The 17,677-nt window shown below is 65.0% G+C and carries 19 protein-coding genes; 12 read left to right on the top strand and 7 right to left on the bottom strand.

Going from position 1 to position 17,677, the window contains the following annotated elements; translation table 11 throughout:
- Positions 1–5 precede the first annotated feature (5 nt).
- Positions 6–968, bottom strand: coding sequence for a GlxA family transcriptional regulator (locus BLM15_RS22390; protein ID WP_442859468.1), 963 nt, complete (start codon positions 966–968; stop codon positions 6–8).
- Between the two features lie 125 nt (positions 969–1,093).
- Here BLM15_RS22390 and BLM15_RS22385 point away from each other — a divergent pair, with 125 nt between their 5' ends.
- Both BLM15_RS22385 and BLM15_RS22380 read left to right on the top strand, forming a co-directional pair.
- On the top strand, positions 1,094–1,753 hold the full coding sequence (locus BLM15_RS22385; RefSeq protein WP_206438555.1) for an HD domain-containing protein: 660 nt from the start codon (positions 1,094–1,096) through the stop codon (positions 1,751–1,753).
- A gap of 87 nt (positions 1,754–1,840) precedes the next feature.
- On the top strand, positions 1,841–2,434 hold the full coding sequence (locus tag BLM15_RS22380) for a LysE family translocator (protein WP_126114826.1): 594 nt from the start codon (positions 1,841–1,843) through the stop codon (positions 2,432–2,434).
- Here BLM15_RS22380 and BLM15_RS22375 read toward each other — a convergent pair.
- Positions 2,424–3,341, bottom strand: coding sequence for an alpha/beta fold hydrolase (locus BLM15_RS22375; RefSeq protein ID WP_126114825.1), 918 nt, complete (start codon positions 3,339–3,341; stop codon positions 2,424–2,426). The two genes, BLM15_RS22380 and BLM15_RS22375, sit on opposite strands and share 11 nt — an antisense overlap.
- A 136-nt stretch (positions 3,342–3,477) precedes the next feature.
- Here BLM15_RS22375 and BLM15_RS22370 point away from each other — a divergent pair, with 136 nt between their 5' ends.
- Entirely contained in the window at positions 3,478–4,152 is a 675-nt protein-coding gene (locus BLM15_RS22370; protein ID WP_126114824.1) for a Crp/Fnr family transcriptional regulator, read from the top strand.
- Positions 4,153–4,234: 82 nt separating this feature from the next.
- Here the strand turns inward: BLM15_RS22370 and BLM15_RS22365 are convergent, their stop codons facing one another.
- The 3 genes from BLM15_RS22365 to BLM15_RS22355 all read right to left on the bottom strand — a co-directional run bounded on the left by BLM15_RS22365 (position 4,235) and on the right by BLM15_RS22355 (position 5,744).
- Positions 4,235–4,507, bottom strand: coding sequence for a hypothetical protein (locus BLM15_RS22365; RefSeq protein WP_126114823.1), 273 nt, complete (start codon positions 4,505–4,507; stop codon positions 4,235–4,237).
- Positions 4,508–4,639: 132 nt separating this feature from the next.
- Positions 4,640–5,281, bottom strand: coding sequence for a glutathione S-transferase family protein (locus BLM15_RS22360; protein ID WP_126114822.1), 642 nt, complete (start codon positions 5,279–5,281; stop codon positions 4,640–4,642).
- 121 nt (positions 5,282–5,402) lie between these two features.
- Positions 5,403–5,744, bottom strand: coding sequence for a hypothetical protein (locus BLM15_RS22355; protein ID WP_126114821.1), 342 nt, complete (start codon positions 5,742–5,744; stop codon positions 5,403–5,405).
- Between BLM15_RS22355 and BLM15_RS22350 the strand changes: the two genes are divergently transcribed.
- The 9 genes from BLM15_RS22350 (at position 5,722) to BLM15_RS22310 (ending at position 15,444) form a co-directional block, all read left to right on the top strand.
- Positions 5,722–6,084 (top strand): hypothetical protein, encoded by a 363-nt coding sequence (locus tag BLM15_RS22350; RefSeq protein ID WP_126114820.1) that lies wholly within the window; start codon positions 5,722–5,724, stop codon positions 6,082–6,084. The two genes, BLM15_RS22355 and BLM15_RS22350, sit on opposite strands and share 23 nt — an antisense overlap.
- Before the next feature lie 50 nt (positions 6,085–6,134).
- Entirely contained in the window at positions 6,135–8,120 is a 1,986-nt protein-coding gene (locus BLM15_RS22345) for an AMP-dependent synthetase/ligase (RefSeq protein ID WP_126114819.1), read from the top strand.
- Positions 8,117–8,932, top strand: coding sequence for an ABC transporter ATP-binding protein (locus BLM15_RS22340; RefSeq protein ID WP_126114818.1), 816 nt, complete (start codon positions 8,117–8,119; stop codon positions 8,930–8,932). Before BLM15_RS22345 ends, BLM15_RS22340 begins: the two co-directional genes overlap by 4 nt.
- 187 nt (positions 8,933–9,119) lie before the next feature.
- On the top strand, positions 9,120–10,034 hold the full coding sequence (locus BLM15_RS22335) for a branched-chain amino acid ABC transporter permease (protein WP_126116299.1): 915 nt from the start codon (positions 9,120–9,122) through the stop codon (positions 10,032–10,034).
- Positions 10,035–10,046: 12 nt separating this feature from the next.
- Positions 10,047–11,126 (top strand): branched-chain amino acid ABC transporter permease, encoded by a 1,080-nt coding sequence (locus tag BLM15_RS22330; protein ID WP_126114817.1) that lies wholly within the window; start codon positions 10,047–10,049, stop codon positions 11,124–11,126.
- 105 nt (positions 11,127–11,231) lie between these two features.
- Positions 11,232–12,563, top strand: a complete 1,332-nt coding sequence (locus BLM15_RS22325) for an ABC transporter substrate-binding protein (protein WP_126114816.1) — start codon at positions 11,232–11,234, stop codon at positions 12,561–12,563.
- 64 nt (positions 12,564–12,627) lie between these two features.
- On the top strand, positions 12,628–13,473 hold the full coding sequence (locus tag BLM15_RS22320) for an ABC transporter ATP-binding protein (RefSeq protein WP_126114815.1): 846 nt from the start codon (positions 12,628–12,630) through the stop codon (positions 13,471–13,473).
- Positions 13,474–13,504: 31 nt separating this feature from the next.
- Complete coding sequence (locus BLM15_RS22315) at positions 13,505–14,188, top strand: zinc metallopeptidase (RefSeq protein ID WP_126114814.1); 684 nt, start codon at positions 13,505–13,507, stop codon at positions 14,186–14,188.
- A 23-nt stretch (positions 14,189–14,211) separates the two neighbouring features.
- A complete protein-coding gene (locus tag BLM15_RS22310; RefSeq protein WP_126114813.1) occupies positions 14,212–15,444 on the top strand; it encodes a phenylacetate--CoA ligase family protein in 1,233 nt (410 codons plus the stop codon).
- A 3-nt stretch (positions 15,445–15,447) separates the two neighbouring features.
- Here BLM15_RS22310 and ung read toward each other — a convergent pair whose 3' ends face one another.
- The gene (gene ung / locus BLM15_RS22305; RefSeq protein WP_126114812.1) at positions 15,448–16,146 is read right to left on the bottom strand and encodes a uracil-DNA glycosylase; all 699 of its coding nucleotides are present in this window, start codon (positions 16,144–16,146) and stop codon (positions 15,448–15,450) included.
- Positions 16,143–17,663 (bottom strand): bifunctional metallophosphatase/5'-nucleotidase, encoded by a 1,521-nt coding sequence (locus tag BLM15_RS22300; protein WP_126114811.1) that lies wholly within the window; start codon positions 17,661–17,663, stop codon positions 16,143–16,145. The genes ung and BLM15_RS22300 overlap by 4 nt, the downstream gene beginning before the upstream one ends.
- Positions 17,664–17,677 lie beyond the last annotated feature (14 nt).

Here is a 17,677-nt window from a genome sequence, read left to right as displayed (position 1 = left end):
CGCGTTCAGCCGAGCCGGGCATGGCGCTTGCGGTATTCCGCCGGAGTCACGCCGACATGGCGGGCAAAGGCCCGCCGCAGCGTATCGGCATCGGCAAAACCGCAGCGGGCGGCGACCTGCTTGGGCGCCTCCTTGCCGCCTTCCAGCAGCTGGCGCGCAACGGAGACGCGTGCAGCCTCGACCCAGGCGGCCGGCGTCAGCCCGACCTCGCTGCGGAACAGCCGGGCGAAATGGCGCGGGCTCAGCTCCATGCGCCGCGCCAGGCTGGCGACGCTGTGGTCCTCGGCCGGGTTGGCGGCGACCCAGCGCTGGACCTCCTGCAGGGCCGAGCGTCCGGCAGGCTCGGCCTCGCCCTTGCGGCTGAACTGCAGCTGGCCGCCCGGCCGCTTGAAGAACATCACGAGCTGGCTCGCGACTTTCAGCGCGACCTCGCGGCCGAGATCCTCCTCGACCAGCGCCAGAGCAAGATCGAGCCCGGCCGTGACGCCCGCCGCCGTGCGCACCCGGCCGTCGCGGACATGGATCGCGTCCGCATCGACCGTCACGGCCGGATAGGCCTGGGCAAGCTGCCCGGCGACGGCCCAGTGCGTGGTGATGCGATGGCCATCGAGCAGCCCGGCCGCGGCAAGGATGAAGGCGCCGCTGCAGACCGAGCCATAGCGCCGAGCACGCTGAGCCTGCGCGCGAAGCCAGGCAAGAAGATCGGGCGCGAGCGCCATCTCCGCCGCCTGCGGCGCGCCAGCGACGAGCAGCGTGTCGATGTCCTCGGCATGGGCATCGGCGATCGACAAATCAGGCAGCAGCCTGGCGCCCGACGAGCTGGAGAGTGGGCCGGCAATGCTGGCGACGACGAGCTGGCGATAGCGCGCTCCGCCAGCCTGCCGGTTCGCTTCGGCGAAAACGTCGAGCGGACCGGAGACGTCCAGCAACTGGACCCCGGGCACAGCGAGGATGGCGATCGTCCTGATCGGCGGCACGGCGGCGCTCCATGTCTCCCTCAATCCGCTTTTGGCAGAAATCGACGTAGTACATCAATTGAGGACAAGCCAGCATCTCACTAGCCTCCGGTCGAACTCATCCGCAGGAGGCCTTGATGACGACGATCCATGGCGTGAGCATTCCCGACAGCAGGCTGGCGCGCGCCGCGACCGAGCTGGTGCGCGATACCGAGACGCCGCTACTGTTCCACCATTCCAGCCGGGTCTATTATTTCGGCGCGCTGGCCGGCCTGAAGCGCAAGCTGAGCTTCGACCGCGAGCTGCTCTATGTCGGCGCGATGTTCCACGACATGGGGCTGATGAAGCAGCATAGCAGCGCCGATGAGCGTTTCGAGGTCGACGGCGCCAATGCCGCGAGCGACTTCCTCCGCGCTCACGGCATCGCGCAGGCGGATATCGACACGGTCTGGACGGCGATCGCGCTGCACACCACGCCCGGCATCCCCAAGCACATGCACCCGATCGTTGCCCTGGTCACAGCCGGCGTCGAGATGGACGTGCTCGGCCTGACCTATGGCGAGTATGGCGATGCCGAGCGCGAGGCCGTCGTCGCCGCCCATCCGCGCGACGAGGCTTTCAAGGAAGACATCATCCAGGCCTTCTTCGACGGCATCAGACACAAGCCGGAGACGACCTTCGGCAACGTCAAGGCGGATGTGCTCGCTGACAAGGACCCGCAGTTCAGGCGGGGCAATTTCTGCTCGGTGATCCGCTGCTCGCACTGGCATGGACCGTCACGGCCGGTTTGCGAGTGACCTAAGGTTCGCACGAACGTTCAAGACTTGCGGCGCTTCTATCGCTCTTCTTTGCGCTCGCTGCAAAGCGATGTGCGGAGACGGATCATGGACGGACTGACCGGCTTCCTCCTCGCCGGCGTCGCTCTCACCGGCAGTCCCGGCCCGGCGACGCTGAGCCTGACCGCGACCGGCGCCGCCTTCGGCACGCGCCGCGGCCTCGGCTATGGCGCCGGCATCACGCTCGGCATGCTCGCGGTGATGGCCCTGACCGCGAGCGGTGTCGTCGCCGTCATCCTGGCGCTGCCTGGCCTAGCACCGGTCGTCACCGTGCTGGCGGCGCTTTATTTTCTCTACCTCGCCTTCCGCATCGCGACGGCACCGCCGCTCGCCGAGGCAAACGGCGATGCCGCCGCGCCCTCCTTCGCGGCCGGCTTTGCGCTCTCGCTCGTCAACCCCAAGGGCTATGCGGCGATGGCCGCGCTGTTCTCGGGCTTCGCTCTCCTGCCGCAGCAGCCGGCGCTCGATGCCAGCCTCAAGATCGGCCTGCTTCTGCTCGTGATCGCCGCGGTCAACATCGTCTGGCTGCTCGCCGGCTCGGGCCTGACCGGCCTGTTCCGCGATCCCAGAAGCAACCGCATCGTCAACCTGATCTTCGCCGCACTGCTGCTCCTGTCGCTCGCCGCCGCGATCAGGCCGTGAGGCGCTGGCGTTCAGGGGGCTCCAACCGACCCAGGAAAGGCCGGATCAGCGCGACGACCTCGGTGAGATTAGTCTCCAGCAGCCAGTGGCCGCCATCGAGCAGATGCAATTCGGCATGCGGCAGGTCGCGCAGATAGGCGCGCGCGGATTTCTCCGGCATGTAGCCGTCCTGCGGCCCCCAGACGATCAGCGTCGGCGGCTGATGCTCGCGCAGATAAGCCTGGTAGCGCGGGAACCACTCGAAATTCTCCTTCCAGACCTCCATCAGGCCGACGCTGATCGCCCGGCGCTTCGGCGTATTCATCAATGGCCAGTGCAGTTTCCAGAGATCGGGAGGGATACGACCGGCGATCTCCGGGCGGACCTCGTTGAGGAACTCTTCGCGAAAACCCTCCTCGCTCACCGCGTCCTCGAGTTTCCGGCGTCCCTCCGGCGTGGGCCTGCGCCAATACTCCTTCATGCCCTCGTATTTCGGCCCCAGCGCATCCTCGTAGATGTCGCCGTTCTGGATGATCAGCCCGGTGATGCGCTCCGGCGCGCGCCTGGCGAGCTTAAGCCCGATCCAGGTGCCGTAATCGTGCAAATAGAGCGCAAAGCGCTTGAGGCCGAGGCGATCGGCGAAGCGTTCGAGCAGCTGCGAATAGCCCTCGTAGTCGTAGCTGAAGCCGTCGGGTGTCGCGCTGTAGCCGAAACCGGGATAATCAGGCGCAATCAGACGCCAGCGATCGGCCAGGGCCGGCAACAGATTGCGGAACTCGTAGGAGGAGCAGGGATAGCCGTGCGGCAGCAGCAGCACCGGTGCGGCGCGCGGCCCGGCCTCGCGATAGAAGATCTCGACGCCATCGATCTCGATAGTGGCATGGCTGACTGCGGGATGGTGGTCGCCGGTGCGAACTGCGTCCTGCATGTCCTGCTCCTTCCTCACTGGCGAGGAAACGCACGACGCGGATGCCGGTTCGACGGCATGGCCCGCCCGGCTTGAGTTTGCGATGAAGCCGGCCGCATAGTGGCGCCATCCGCTTGAACCGAAAGGCCGGCGAACTTTGATTTCCGAGGACGAGCTGCGCCGCATCGCCGCCTGGTCGAACGACCTGACGCCGGAGGAGTTCGAGGAAGCGCGGCGCGGCACCAGCATCAAGGCCTATGGCAAGGGCGCCTATGTCTGCCATGTCGGCGACCGGCTCGAATCCTGGACCGGCGTCGCCGACGGCCTGCTCAAGATGAGCACGACCTCGCGCAGTGGTAAGTCGGCGACGCTCGCCGGCCTGCGCGGCGGCGCCTGGTTCGGCGAGGGCACGATCATCAAGAACGAGGCGCGGCGCTACGACCTCGTCGCGCTGCGCGAGAGCAAGGTCGCGCTGATGCGGCGCCAGACCTTCCTCTGGCTGTTCGAGCACTCGGCCGCCTTCAACCGCTTCCTGGTCCACCAGTTCAATGAGCGCCTGGCGCAGTTCATCGGGCTCGCGGAATATGACCGCATGCTGGGCGCGACCGGGCGCCTCGCCCGTAACCTCGCCTGGCTATTCAACCCAATCCTCTATCCGAACAAGGACCGGACGCTGACGATCTCACAGGAGGAGCTCGGCCTGCTCGCCGGCATCTCCCGGCAAATGGCCAATCAGAGCCTCGCCAAGCTCGCCGAGCTCGGCCTGGTCGAGGTCGGCCACAACGAGGTGACGATCCTCGATCTGGAGCGGCTGGCGAGGTATGAGGGATAGAAAGGCAACTCACCCAGAGCTGCCCTTCCACTCAAACTCGGACCATCAATCGGTAGAGCCCTCCCGATTGATGCGCTCATCATCACTTGATCTTAGACTTTCGAGCAAACAAGCCGAGAGCTATTCCAAGCACCGACCAAATCAAAGCGGGCACAAGGACAACAGTATAATTCTCAAAACTAAAATCAGACCCATCCGTCAGTAAAAACCGCTCAAAGAGCCATGCAATAATAAATACTATAGCGAAAGATAGAAATAAATCTCCAAATACAAATGCTATGAGCCCTGCCCCTAACACAACGGAAATAGATAACCTCGGATCCAAAAATAGGGCCAGCCAACCGAGCAAGATCATAGACTCTCCACAATTTAAATTGGAACCGAAGCCCGCACTCTTGCGCCCGACATGCCCTATCAGTACGCGGCGGGCAAAACGCGTAAGGGCCTCGCTAGAGGCGATGCCTGCTTCCTATCCTAACTTTCAACGTCAGACCCATGGCTGCGGGATATGCTCCTGCGTATGGGCGCGCTGCACGGCTGGCCGAGCGATCATACGTTGCAGGTAAGCGCCCAATTGCGGTCGACTGGCAGCGGGATGACGCATGCCACGCGACCAGCGGGCAAGCGTAAAGAGATATGCGTCTACAGCGGTGTAAGTGCCCCCCAGAAACCAGGCGCCACCATGCCGCGCCAACTCTTCCTCGACACGGTCGAACTGGGTGTTCACGCGTTGCTCGGCTGCGTCTCGCACCTCGGCTTGCGCTCCCGCAGAAGACGCGACCTTGTTGGGGTGCAGATAAAGCGACAGATTGGCGTGTAAGGCGGTCGAGAGCCACATGAGCCACTTGTAAAATTGTGGCCTGAGAGCGCTGCCTTGCTCTGGCAGAAGCGATGCTTCGCTCTTCATTTCGATGAGATGAAGGATGATGGCAACGCTCTCGTAGAGAACCAGATCGCCGTCTTCCAGGACGGGAACAAGGCCGTCGGGGTGTAGCGCTTGATAGGATGAGCTCTTGTTTGGCCCCTTATGCAAATTCACGAACGACAGTTCGTATTCCAGGCCAATTTCTTCAATGACTATGTGTGGGGCGAGGCTGATGAACCCCGGATAATAGTGAAAACGTAGCATCTCGGAGCTACCATTTCGCTCATTGCCTGGATCGCTCTTTGTTCGGCTCCTAACATGCAACGGTCAAGCTCGCATCTGCAAGGCGACGGACGCCCGCTTCTCACCCGTGGCCAGATCAGCACTACGATCCACCACCTGGCGAGTAGAAGCACAGCAGCTCGCCCGCATCGTTCATGCACAAATGGAAGAACCCGTCAGGCGAGAGCCGGGCCTTCTGATAGGGGATGTCGAGCACGGCCGGCTGGCGGCGCTCGCTGGCCCACATCGGATGCCGGCCCGGCATGATCGTCACGACGAAACCGGACGGGGTCTCCCGGACGGCGCTCGCCTCGATCCGCGCGCAATCGGCCTCAGAGCAGCATTCGAACGGATAGTCCCAGCCGCCGGGCGCCCGATGCGCGCGCGTCTGGGTCGCTCCAACAGCGAACAGGATCGCAATCGTGATCGAGGCAGAAGCGCGCATCGGCCGGCCCTCGAGACGAGCTTCCGGCCTGAACACGGCAGATCAAAGGCGCAGCGCCAGCCTGGGCGATGTAAGGAAGCTCGTCATGGTCGGGCTTGTCCCGATCATCCACGTCTTTACTTCACTGATCGAACGCCGTGTTCACGACGTGGATGCTCGCCACAAGGGCGAGCATGACGGCGGTTCGGCGATATCAGAAATCGCCCCGCAAATCGCGGGGCTGAAGGCCAAGTCAAACCTCGGCGGGACAATAACGACCAAATACCATCTTGTCTGTCAAGTGGCTCCTTGCACAGTGATGATGCTCCTGCAAAGCTTGCATGATCGCATAAGGGCCTAGCGTCCGGACAAACCCGCAGCAGACGGGGCGACAGGGTGGAGACGACAATCGTGGCAAGCGCAGCCGCCGGCCAGGCGGATACCTTTCCCAAGCTTGTGCTGCGCAATGCGCAAGAGCGCGGCGCGCGCACGGCGTTCCGTCACAAGGACCTCGGCATCTGGCAGTCCTGGACCTGGGCCGAGGTCGCCGAGCAGGTCCGCGCCTATGCCAAGGGCTTCGAGCAAATCGGCCTGAAGCGCGGCGAGAAGGTCGCCATCATCGGCTACAACCGCCCGCGCCTCTATTGGTCGATGGCGGCCGCGCAATGGCTCGGCGCGATCCCTGTGCCCGTCTATGCCGACAGCGTCGCCGACGAGATGGCCTATGTGCTCGACCATGCCGGCGCGGTCTTCGCCTGCGTGCAGGACCAGGAGCAGGTCGACAAGGTGCTCTCCGTCATCGAGCGCCTGCCAAACCTGCGCCACATGCTCTATGACGAGCCGCGCGGCCTACGTGACTACGATCACGCCAAGCTGCACGACATCGGCGCGGTGATCGAGGCCGGGCGCACCGCGCTCAAGGACCCCACGGTTTCAGCCGCGCATGACCGCGAGATGGAGCAGGGCGCGAGCGATGATCTCGCCATCATCCTCTACACCTCCGGCACGACCGGGCGCCCCAAGGGCGTGATGCTCACCCATTACAACGTCATCACCGCCGCCGAGATCGGCTGCGGCTTCGATGGGCTGAACGAGAACGACGAGATCATCGCCTATCTGCCGATCGCCTGGGTCGGCGACCACGTCTTCTCCTATGCGCAGGCGATCATCGCCGGCTTCTGCGTCAACTGCCCGGAGGGTCCCGAGACGGTCGTCGACGACCGCCGCGAGATCGGCACCACCTACGCCTTCGCCCCGCCGCGCGTCTTCGAGACCATGCTGACGCTGACCATGGTGCGCATGGAGGATGCCGGCCCGCTGATGCGGAAGGTCTTCCACTACTTCCTCGGGGTGGCGAAGCAGCATGGCGAGAAGATCCTGAACGGCGAACCCGTGCCGCTCGGCGCCCGCCTGCTCTACAAGCTCGGCGACATCATCATCTATGCGCCTTTGCGCAACCGCTTCGGCCTGACCAACATAAAGGTCGGCTACACCGCCGGCGAGGCGATCGGCCCGGAGCTCTTCCGCTTCTACCGCTCGATCGGCGTCAACCTGAAGCAGCTCTACGGACAGACCGAGGCCGGCGTCTACATCACCATGCAGCCGGACGGCGAGATCAAGGCCGACACGGTCGGCAAGCCGGCGCCGCAGGTCGAGATCAGGATCGCCGACAATGGCGAGGTGCTCTACCGCTCGCCCTCGATCTTCCGCGGCTACTACAAGGACGACGAGAAGACCGCCGAGACGATGACGGAGGACGGCTATGTCCGCTCCGGCGATGCCGGCTTCTTCGACGAGAGCGGCCATCTCAAGATCATCGACCGCGCCAAGGATGTCGGCAAGCTCAACTCCGGCGAGCTGTTCCCGCCGAAATACATCGAGAACAAGCTGAAGTTCTATCCGAACATCAAGGAGGTCGTCGCCTTCGGCCAGGGCCGCGACTACGCCACCGTCGCGCTCAACATCGACCTCACCGCCGTCGGCAACTGGGCGGAGCGCAACAATGTCGTCTACGCCTCCTATCAGGAGCTCGCCGGCCATCCACAGGTCTACGAGATGATGGCCAAGCATGTCGACGAGGTGAACCGCTCGCTCGCGGCCGAGCCGATGATGGGCGGCGCCCAGATCAAGCGCTTCCTGATCCTGCACAAGGAGCTCGACGCCGACGATGGCGAGCTGACGCGGACCCAGAAGGTCCGCCGCGGCTTCATCGCCGAGCGCTACGCCCCTCTGGTCGAGGCGCTCTACAACGGCGCGACTGAAGCCGACATCTCGACGGAAGTAACCTTCGAGGACGGCCGCAAAGGCGTGATCTCGGCGACGGTCAAGGTCGTCGACTCCAAGGTCTATCCGGTCACGGCCCCGGCAACCGCCCCGGCGACGAAGGAGGCGGCATGAACGCTCACACCATGGCTGTCGCCGGCGCACCGGTTACCCACAAGGGCGAGGTGCTGCTCTCGGTCGAGAACGTCTCGCTCCGCTTCGGCGGCGTGAAGGCGATCAGCGACGTCTCCTTCGACATCCGCAAGGGCGAGGTCCGCGCCATCATCGGCCCTAACGGCGCCGGCAAGACCTCGATGCTCAATTGCATCAACGGCTTCTACCACCCGCAGGAAGGCCGCATCACCTATAAGGGCGTGCGTCGCGACCGGATGCGCCCGCACCGGGCCGCCGCCGCCGGCATCGCCCGCACCTTCCAGAACGTTGCCCTATTCAAAGGCATGTCGACGCTCGACAACATCATGACCGGGCGCACGCTGAAGATGCGCAAAGGCTTCTTCTGGCAGGCGCTGCGACACGGCCCGGCGATGACCGAGGAGATCGAGCATCGCAAGGTCGTCGAGGACATCATCGACTTCCTGCAGATCCAGCACATCCGCAAGCTGCCGGTCGGCAAGCTGCCCTATGGTTTGCAGAAGCGCGTCGAGCTCGGCCGCGCGCTCGCCATGGAGCCGGAGCTCCTGCTGCTCGACGAACCGATGGCCGGCATGAACCTCGAGGAGAAGGAGGACATGTGCCGCTTCATCCTCGACGTGAACAACCAGTTCGGCACGACCATCGCTCTGATCGAGCACGATATGGGGGTCGTCATGGACCTCTCCGACCGGGTCGTCGTGCTCGAATATGGCCGCAAGATCGCCGATGGCACGCCCAGCGAGGTCAAGGCCGACCAGCGCGTGATCGACGCCTATCTCGGAGTGGCGCACTGATGCCCGCCGCAAGCAAGGACAAGAGCGCATGAGCGACGTCGCCGCGCAGCCTACGCCCAATCTCCTGGCCAATGGCTGGATCAAGTCCGGCCTGATCGCGATCGGCCTCATTGCCGCTGCGATCGTCGGCGCCCGCATCGATCCGACCGGCACGATCCACGCCATCTTCGTCGATCCCTTCAATCAGATGGCGCAGGCGCCTGATCTGCTCGCCCAGACCATCTGGGAGGGGCTGGTCTCCGGCGTGCTCTATGCCCTGATCGCGCTCGGCTTCGTGCTGATCTTCAAGGCCTCGGGTGTGTTCAACTTCGCCCAGGGCATCATGGTGGTGTTCGCGGCGCTGACCCTGGTCGGCCTCTATGAAAAGGGCGTGCCGGCCTTCCTCGCCGTCATCCTGACGCTCGGCGTGATGTTCGCCCTCGCCGTGACGATCGAGCGCGTGGTGCTGCGCCCGCTGGTCAACCAGCCCGACATCATCCTGTTCATGGCGACCTTCGGGATCACCTATTTCCTGATCGGCTTCGGCGAATCCGTCTTCGGCGGCAGCCCAAAGCAGATGATCACCGATCAGCTCTATTTGCCCAAGGGCGCGATCGACCTGAAGATCCTCGGCGGCATCGTCTCGCTGCAGAAGATCGACATCGCCGCCGCTATCATCGCATCGCTGATGATCGCCGTGCTGGCGCTGTTCTTCCAGTATACCCGGATCGGCCGCGCGCTGCGCGCCGTCGCCGACAGCCATAAGGCAGCGCTCTCGGTCGGCATCTCGCTTAACCAGATCTGGGTGATCGTCTGGTTCACCGCCGGCATCGTCGCGCTGATTACCGGCATCATGTGGGGGGCGCGCTCTGACGTCTCCTTCGCGCTCGAGATCGTGGCGCTGAAGGCGCTTCCCGTCCTGATCCTCGGCGGTTTCACCTCGATCCCCGGCGCCATCGTCGGCGGGCTGATCATCGGCATCGGCGAGAAGCTCGGCGAGTTCTATTGGGGGCCGCTGATCGGCGGCGGGATCGAGAGCTGGCTCGCCTATTTCATCGCGCTGGGCTTCCTGCTGTTCCGGCCGCAGGGCCTGTTCGGCGACAAGATCATCGAACGCATCTGAGAGGCTGACCCCGTGTTCTACCGCGAAGCCGGCCAATACAAGACCAACTACGCCGCCGACATGGCCGTGTTCCCGCTCCGGCAGGACCGGATCGGCCTTGCGGTCATCTTAGGCATCGCCCTCGTCGGCGTTCCGCTGATCGGCAATGACTTCTTCATCGCCTCGGTGATGATCCCGTTCCTGGTCTTCTCCCTGGCGGCGATCGGGCTCAACATCCTGACCGGCTATACCGGGCTGATCTCGCTCGGTACCGCCGCCTTCATGGGCGTCGGCGCTTACTCCTGCTACAAGCTGACCACCTTCTTCCCGGGCGTGAACATCATCGTCCTGATCCTGGTGTCGGGACTGTTCTCGGCCGCGATCGGCGTGCTGTTCGGCCTGCCTTCGCTGCGGATCAAGGGCTTCTACCTTGCCGTCGCGACGCTCGCCGCGCAGTTCTTCCTGCAATGGGCCTTCGTGCGGGTGCCCTGGCTGTTCAACTACAATGCCTCGGGCGCGATCGAGGTGCCGCAGCGCACGTTGTTCGGCCTACCCATCACCGGCGCCTCCGCGACGCCCGAGACGCGCTATTTCGTCTGCCTCGGCCTCGTCGTGGTGCTGACCTGGTTCGCCTCGAACCTCGTACACGGCAAGCTCGGCCGCTCCTGGATGGCGGTGCGCGACATGGACATCGCTGCCGAGCTGATGGGTATCAAGCTGCTCAACGCCAAGCTCACCGCCTTCGCCGTCTCGTCCTATTTCGCCGGCGTCGCCGGGGCGATGATGATCTTCCTCTGGTATGGCGGCGGCGAAGCCAATGACGTCTTCACCATCCGCCTCTCCTTCAACATCCTGTTCATGGTCATCATCGGCGGCCTAGGCTCGCTGATCGGCTCCTTCTTCGGCGCGGCCTTCATCGCCAGCCTGCCGACGATCCTGAAGTTCGGCCTGCCGGCGCTGGGCGTGCCGCTCACCGGCGCCACCGCCGAGCATGTCACCTTCATGCTGGTCGGCGCCCTGATCATCTTCTTCCTGATCGTCGAGCCGCACGGGCTCGCCCGTCTCTGGCAGATCGCGAAGCAGAAATTGCGGACGTGGCCTTTCCCCTACTGAGGCGGGGAGGAGGTCCAAAGGAAACGACCTGCGGCAAACCTTGAAGCCGCAGGCAGCAAGACGGGGCGGCCCGGCCGCATCCGACTGAAACCAACGGAGGAAGCAATGAAAAAGAGCAGCATGATCAAGGGCGTGGCGCTCGGCGCGCTCCTCGCAGCCGGCGCGCTAGCCGTCCCGGCCAATGCACAGGACAGCGTCTATTTCGCCAACAACGCCTATCGCACTGGCCCGTTCTCGGGCTCGGGCATCCCGATCGGCGACGGCATGCGCGACTACATCTCGATGATCAACGAGCGCGACGGCGGCGTGAACGGCGTCAAGGTGGTCTATGAGGAGTGCGAGACCGGCTACGACACCAAGAAGTCGATCGAGTGCTACGAGCAGGCCAAGTCGAAGAACACCATCGTCTACTCGCCCTGGTCGACCGGCGCGACGCTGGCCGCGATCCCGCGCGCCCATATCGACAAGATCCCGATCCTGTCGATGGCCTACGGTCTCTCGGCCTCGGCCGACGGCACCAACTTCCCCTGGGTCTTCATCCCGCCCTTCACCTATTGGGACGGTGCGTCCCTGATGGTCAAGCACATGGCGGCCGAGCTTGGCGGCATGGACAAGCTCAAGGGCAAGAAGCTCGGCCTGATCCATCTCGATGCGCCCTTCGGCAAGGAGCCGATCCCGGTGCTCGAGAGCCTCGCCAAGAAATACGGCTTCGAACTCAAGATCTTCCCCGTCGCCGCTGCCGACATGCAGAACCAGGGCTCGCTCTGGCTCTCGATCCGCCGCGACCGCCCGGACTATCTCTACAATCAGGGTTGGGGCGCGATGAACCCGACCGCGGTCAAGGAAGCCATCAAGAACAACTTCCCGATCGGCAAGCTGGTCGGCGTCTGGTGGGCGGGCGGCGATGACGATGCGCGCGCCGGCGGGCCGGAGGCCAAGGGCTACAAGTCGCTCAACCTGAACGCGGCCGGCCAGAACTTCCCGGCCATCCAGGACATCCTCAAGCATGTCGTGGAGAAGGGTAAGAGCACCACGCCGAAGGAGAAGGTCGGCGAGAACCTCTACAATCGCGGCGTCTACAACTCGATGCTGGTCGTCGAGGCGATCCGCAACGCCCAGAAGCTGACCGGCAAGAAGGTGATCACCGCCGAGGACATGCGCCGCGGCCTGGAGAGCCTCAACATCACCGAGGCGCGCTTGAAGGAGATCGGCATGGAGGGCTTCGCCACGCCGACTTCGATCTCCTGCACCGACCATTCCGGCCACAGCAAGGCCTATGTCGCCGAATGGGACGGCACCAAGTGGACCAAGCCGGGCGAGTGGCTGGAGCCGCTCAAGGACGAGGTCCGACCGCTGATCGAGGCCAACGCCAAGGACTATGTCGAGAAGGCCGGCAATTGGCCCAAGCGTACCGAGTCCTGCGAGAAGTCCTCCTGATCTGAACCTCCGGGCGGCGGCCTGCGCCGCCGCCCGGTCGCCTTGTCCGAAAGCGGAGCGCAAGATGTCGACCGCCACCCTCGAAAAGCCCACGGCAGCGGCCGCGACGGACACCATCCTGTCGCTCAACAACATTGAGGTGATCTACGATCACGTCATCCTGGTGCTGAAGGGCGTCTCGCTGACCGTGCCGCGCAAGGGCATCGTCGCGATCCTCGGCGCCAACGGCGCCGGCAAGACGACGACGCTCAAGGCGATCTCGAACCTGCTCAAGGCCGAGCGCGGCGAGGTCACCAAGGGTTCGATCGTCTTCGACGGCGAGCGCGTCGACAAGATGTCGCCCAGCGAACTCGTCCGCCGCGGCTGCATCCAGGTGATGGAAGGCCGGCACTGCTTCGGCCATCTCTCGATCGAGGAGAATTTGCTGACCGGCGCCTTCACGCGCCGCGACGGCAACGCCGCGATCAAGCGCGACCTCGAGAAGATCTACGAGCTCTTCCCGCGCCTGAAGCAGCGCCGCAACTCGCAGGCCGGCTACACCTCCGGCGGCGAGCAGCAGATGTGCGCGGTCGGCCGCGCCATGATGTCGAAGCCCAAGATGATCCTGCTCGACGAGCCGTCCATGGGGCTGGCGCCGCAGATCGTCGAGGAGATCTTCGAGATCGTCCGCCGCCTCAACGCCGAGGAGGGCGTCTCCTTCCTCGTCGCCGAGCAGAACACCAACATGGCCCTGCGTTACGCCACCTATGGCTACATCATGGAGACCGGCCGCGTCGTCATGGACGGCGAGGCGAAGATGCTGCGCGAGAACGAGGACGTGAAGGAGTTCTATCTCGGCGTCGCCGAGGGCAACAAGAAGTCCTTCCGTGAGGTCAAGAGCTATAAGCGGCGCAAGCGCTGGCTGTCATAGTCAGGTCGGGATCGGCAGGCAGGGCGATACCATGCTCTACCTCGTCGTCGCCCTCATCATCCTCGCGCTGATCCTCGGTCCGCAATTCTGGGTCCGCCACGTCATGGACAGGCACGCCGCCGACAGGCCCGATCTACCCGGCACCGGAGGAGAGCTCGCGCGCCATCTGCTCGACCGTTACGGGCTGGACAAGGTCGGCGTCGAGACGACCACGCCCGGCGGTGACCACTACGACCCCGATGCCCGAACCGTACGCCTCTCGCCGAAGAACCATGACGGCCGCTCGATCACGGCCGTCGCCGTCGCCGCCCATGAGGTTGCCCATGCCATCCAGCATGCCCAGGGCAGCCAGCTCTTCTCCCTGCGCACCCGCCTCGCCCGCCTGCTCGGCACGGTCGACAAGATCGCCATGGTCGTGCTGGTCGCGGTTCCGATCGTCATGATCTTCACCCGCGTGCCAGCCATCGGCCTGTTCCAGTTCGGCGCCGTCGTTGCCTTGCTCGGCCTCGGCGTCGTCGTTCACCTGCTGACGCTGCCGGTCGAGTTCGATGCCAGCTTCGGCAAGGCGCTGCCGATCCTCGATCACGACAAATACCTCCATCCTGACGACATGCCCGCAGCGCGCGGCGTGCTGCGGGCAGCTGCGATGACCTATGTCGCGGCGTCGCTGATGGGGCTGCTCGACTTCCTGCGCATCCTGCGCGTCATCCGATAGACCGGTCCGCGAGGGCGAAAGCGATGAACCAGCACTATGACGACCTCGAGACCCGGCCGCCCGAGCAGCGCGAGAGCGACCTCTTCACCCGGCTGCCGGCCGTCCTCGCCGCCGCGCTGGCGACGCCGGGCTACGCAGCGCATCTGAAGGGCATCGATCCGGCTGAGGTCACCGATCGCGCCGCGCTCGCCAAGCTCCCGGTGCTACGCAAGGCCGACCTGCCGGTGCTGCACAAGGACAAGCCGCCCTTCGGCGGTTTCGTCGGCGCGCCGCTGGGCTCTTTTGGCCGGCTCTTCACCTCGCCGGGCCCGATCTTCGAGCCTGAGGGCGCCGGCGTCGATCCCTGGGGCACGGCCCGCGGCCTCTACGCCGCCGGCTTCCGCCGGGGAGACGTCGTACTCAACACCTTCGGCTACCATCTGACGCCAGGCGGCTTCGTCATGGACTCGGCCGCGCGTGCCATCGGCTGCGCCGTCATCCCGGCCGGCCCCGGCAACACCGAGCAGCAGATGGAGGTGATCGGCGCCTACCAGCCCAGCGCCTATATCGGCACGCCGGACTTCCTCAAGCTCTTGATAGAGGCGGCCGACAGTCGCGGCGTCGATATCTCCAGCCTGAAACGCGCCATCGTCTCGGGCGCCGCCTTCCCGCCCTCGCTGCAAGCCTGGGTGCGTGAACGCGGCATCGACGCCTACCAGCTCTACGCCACCGCCGATATCGGCCTGATCGCCTATGAGACCAGCGCGCGCGACGGCATGGTCCTGAACGAGAACCTGATCGTCGAGATCGTCCGGCCCGGTACCGGCGATCCCGTCACCGAGGGCGAGGTCGGCGAGATCGTCGTCACCAATCTCGATCCGCATCACCCGCAGATCCGTCTCGCCGTCGGCGACCTCACCGCGATCCTGCCGGGAGTCAGCGCCAGCGGCCGCACCAATGCTAGGATCAAAGGCTGGCTCGGCCGCGCCGACCAGACGGCGAAGGTCAAGGGCATGTTCGTGCGGCCCGAGCAGGTCGCCGAGATCGCCCGTCGCCACAGCGAGATCGCCAAACTGCGCCTTGTCATCGGCCGCGCCAACGAACTCGACACCATGACGCTCAAGGCCGAGATCTATGCCGAGCCGAACGGCTTCGTCGACGCGGTCTCCTCGACCCTGCAGCAGGTCACCAAGCTCAAGGGCGCGGTCGAGGTGCTCCCGCTCGGGGCCCTGCCAAACGACGGCAAGGTCATCGCCGACGAGAGGCCGGTGGGATAGCCCTCACCACGCGATCGGCGTTTCACCTTTCCCCGCCAGCCAGGTATTCGCCTGGCTGAACGGCTTCGAGCCGAAGAAGCCGCGCCGCGCCGAGAGCGGCGAGGGATGGGCGCTGGCGATGACGAAGTGCCTGCTCTCGTCGATCAGCGCGCGCTTGGCTTGCGCCGGTAAGCCCCAAAGCATGAAGGCGACATGCGGCTGCCGCTGCGAGACGGCCGCAAGGATCGCATCCGTCACGGCCCGCCAACCGAGTTTCAGATGCGAGCCGGCCTGTGTCGCCCCCTCGCGGACCGTCAGCGCGGTGTTCAGCAGCAGCACGCCCTGCTTCGCCCAATCAGAGAGATCGCCGCCGGCAGGCGCGGCGAGGTGAAGATCCTCGGCCCGCTCCCTGTAAATGTTGACCAGCGAGCGCGGCAGCGGCGGCGGCCCGACATAGGAGAAGGCGAGGCCGTTGGCATGACCGGGCGTCGGATAGGGATCTTGCCCGAGGATCACCACGCGCACTTGGTCGAGCGGGGTCAGCGCCAAGGCCGCGAGAAACCGCTCCGGCCCCGGCGCCACGACATGGCCCGCAGCGACCTCGGCATCGACGGCCGCGCAAGCGCGTTCGGCCGTGCCGTCACGGAAGACGGCAAGCTCGCTCCAGGAGGCAGAGGCAGGCGAGACCAGAAAGGCGTCGAGCGCCTCGCGAAAGCCGCTCACTTCAGGACGGCCCGCCCCTCGACCTTGGCCTCGACCGTTCCCAGCCGTCGCACATAGACCATGACCTCGTTCGCCATCAGCTTGCCGTCGGTCAGGCCGATCAGCGTCTTGCCGCGCCCGAGCGCGGTATAACCGTCGCCGCCCGAGAGCATGAAGTTGTTGGAGGCGACGGTGTATTTGCCCGCCGGATCGATCTCCTTGCCGTCGACCTTCACGGAGGTGACGCGCGAGCCCTGCGGCTGCTTCAGATCGGCCTCGAAGGTGAGTCCCGACACCACCGGGAAGCGCCCGGCGCCCTGCGGCGCATCGCGCAAGCCGTTCTCGATCGCGTCCTTCACGTCCTTGCCGGTGATCTCTACCATCACGGTGGCATTGCCGAAGGGCATCTCGCTCAGAACATCGCGACGCGTGAGCTTGTGGCCGGGCGCGTACTGCTTGTTGGCGCGGATGCCGCCGGCATTGGTGATGGCGATCTGCGCGCCCGTCGCGGCCCTGATCGCATCGGCGATCAGGTTGCCGATCGCGGTCTCCTGGGTGCGGATCATGGCAGTGCGGGAATCGAGCGGGGTGCCCAGCGTCGCGATCTCGACGTCGAGCTCCTTGGAGAGCTCGCTCTCATAGCCCTTGACGATGGCGGCGACCTCGGGATCGGGCGTCGCGGCGCGGCTGTCGTTGACGCGGAAGGTCGGTGTCCACGAGACCTGCCGCGCCTGGCCCTGGCCGGAGACGCTGACGGCGATGTCGATCGCGGTGACGTAATTGCCCTCCTCGTTCGACTCGACCATCACAACCTTGCCGTCATAGGCGATGGCGAGGTCGTGGTCGTGGCCAGTGAGCAGGATGTCGACCACGCGAGAACGCACGATCTCGTAGTCCATCGCCCGGTCGGCATGGACCACGCCGACCAGGATGTCGGCACCTTCCGACTTCAGCTTGCGCGCCTCGCGCCGCAACGCCTCCATGGTCGAGGAGAATTTCAGGTCGCCGGGATTGGAGAGCTGCGGCGTCGGGTCGAAGGTCGTGCCGATCACGCCGACCTTGATACCGCCGAGCTCGAAGATCTGGGAATCCTTGTGCCCAGGCAGCGGATTGCCGGCGGCGTCGCGCAGATTGGCCGCGAAGGTCGGATAGCTCTGGGCGGCGGCGAGCTTGAGATAGTTCTCCTTGCCGAAGTCGAATTCGTGATTGCCCGGCACGAAGACGTCGATGCCCATCTTGTTCTGCATGGCGACGATATGGGCGCCCTGGTCGAAACCCGACATCAGCGAGGGCGAGTAGCAATCGCCGGCATGGCAGAACAGCACCGGCACGCCGCGCGCCCGCTCGGCCTTGGCGATGCCGGAGGCCCGGGCGAAGCCGCCTTTGCCCTTGTCGTCGCTCATCTTGTAGATGTCGTTGACCAGTAGCAGCGTGAAGGTCGCGGGCGGCGTCTGCGCCTTGGCGACCGGCGCGGTGGCGGCAAGCGCTGCGGGAGCGCCGAGGACGCGAAGTGCGTGGCGGCGGGTCATCTTGGTCATCGGCGCGAACCCCT

It is taken from the genome of Bosea sp. Tri-49 (genome assembly GCF_003952665.1).
Lineage (GTDB): Bacteria > Pseudomonadota > Alphaproteobacteria > Rhizobiales > Beijerinckiaceae > Allobosea.
The sequence above is the reverse complement of the archived record's forward strand: the minus strand, read 5'-3'. Positions and strand labels throughout refer to the sequence as shown.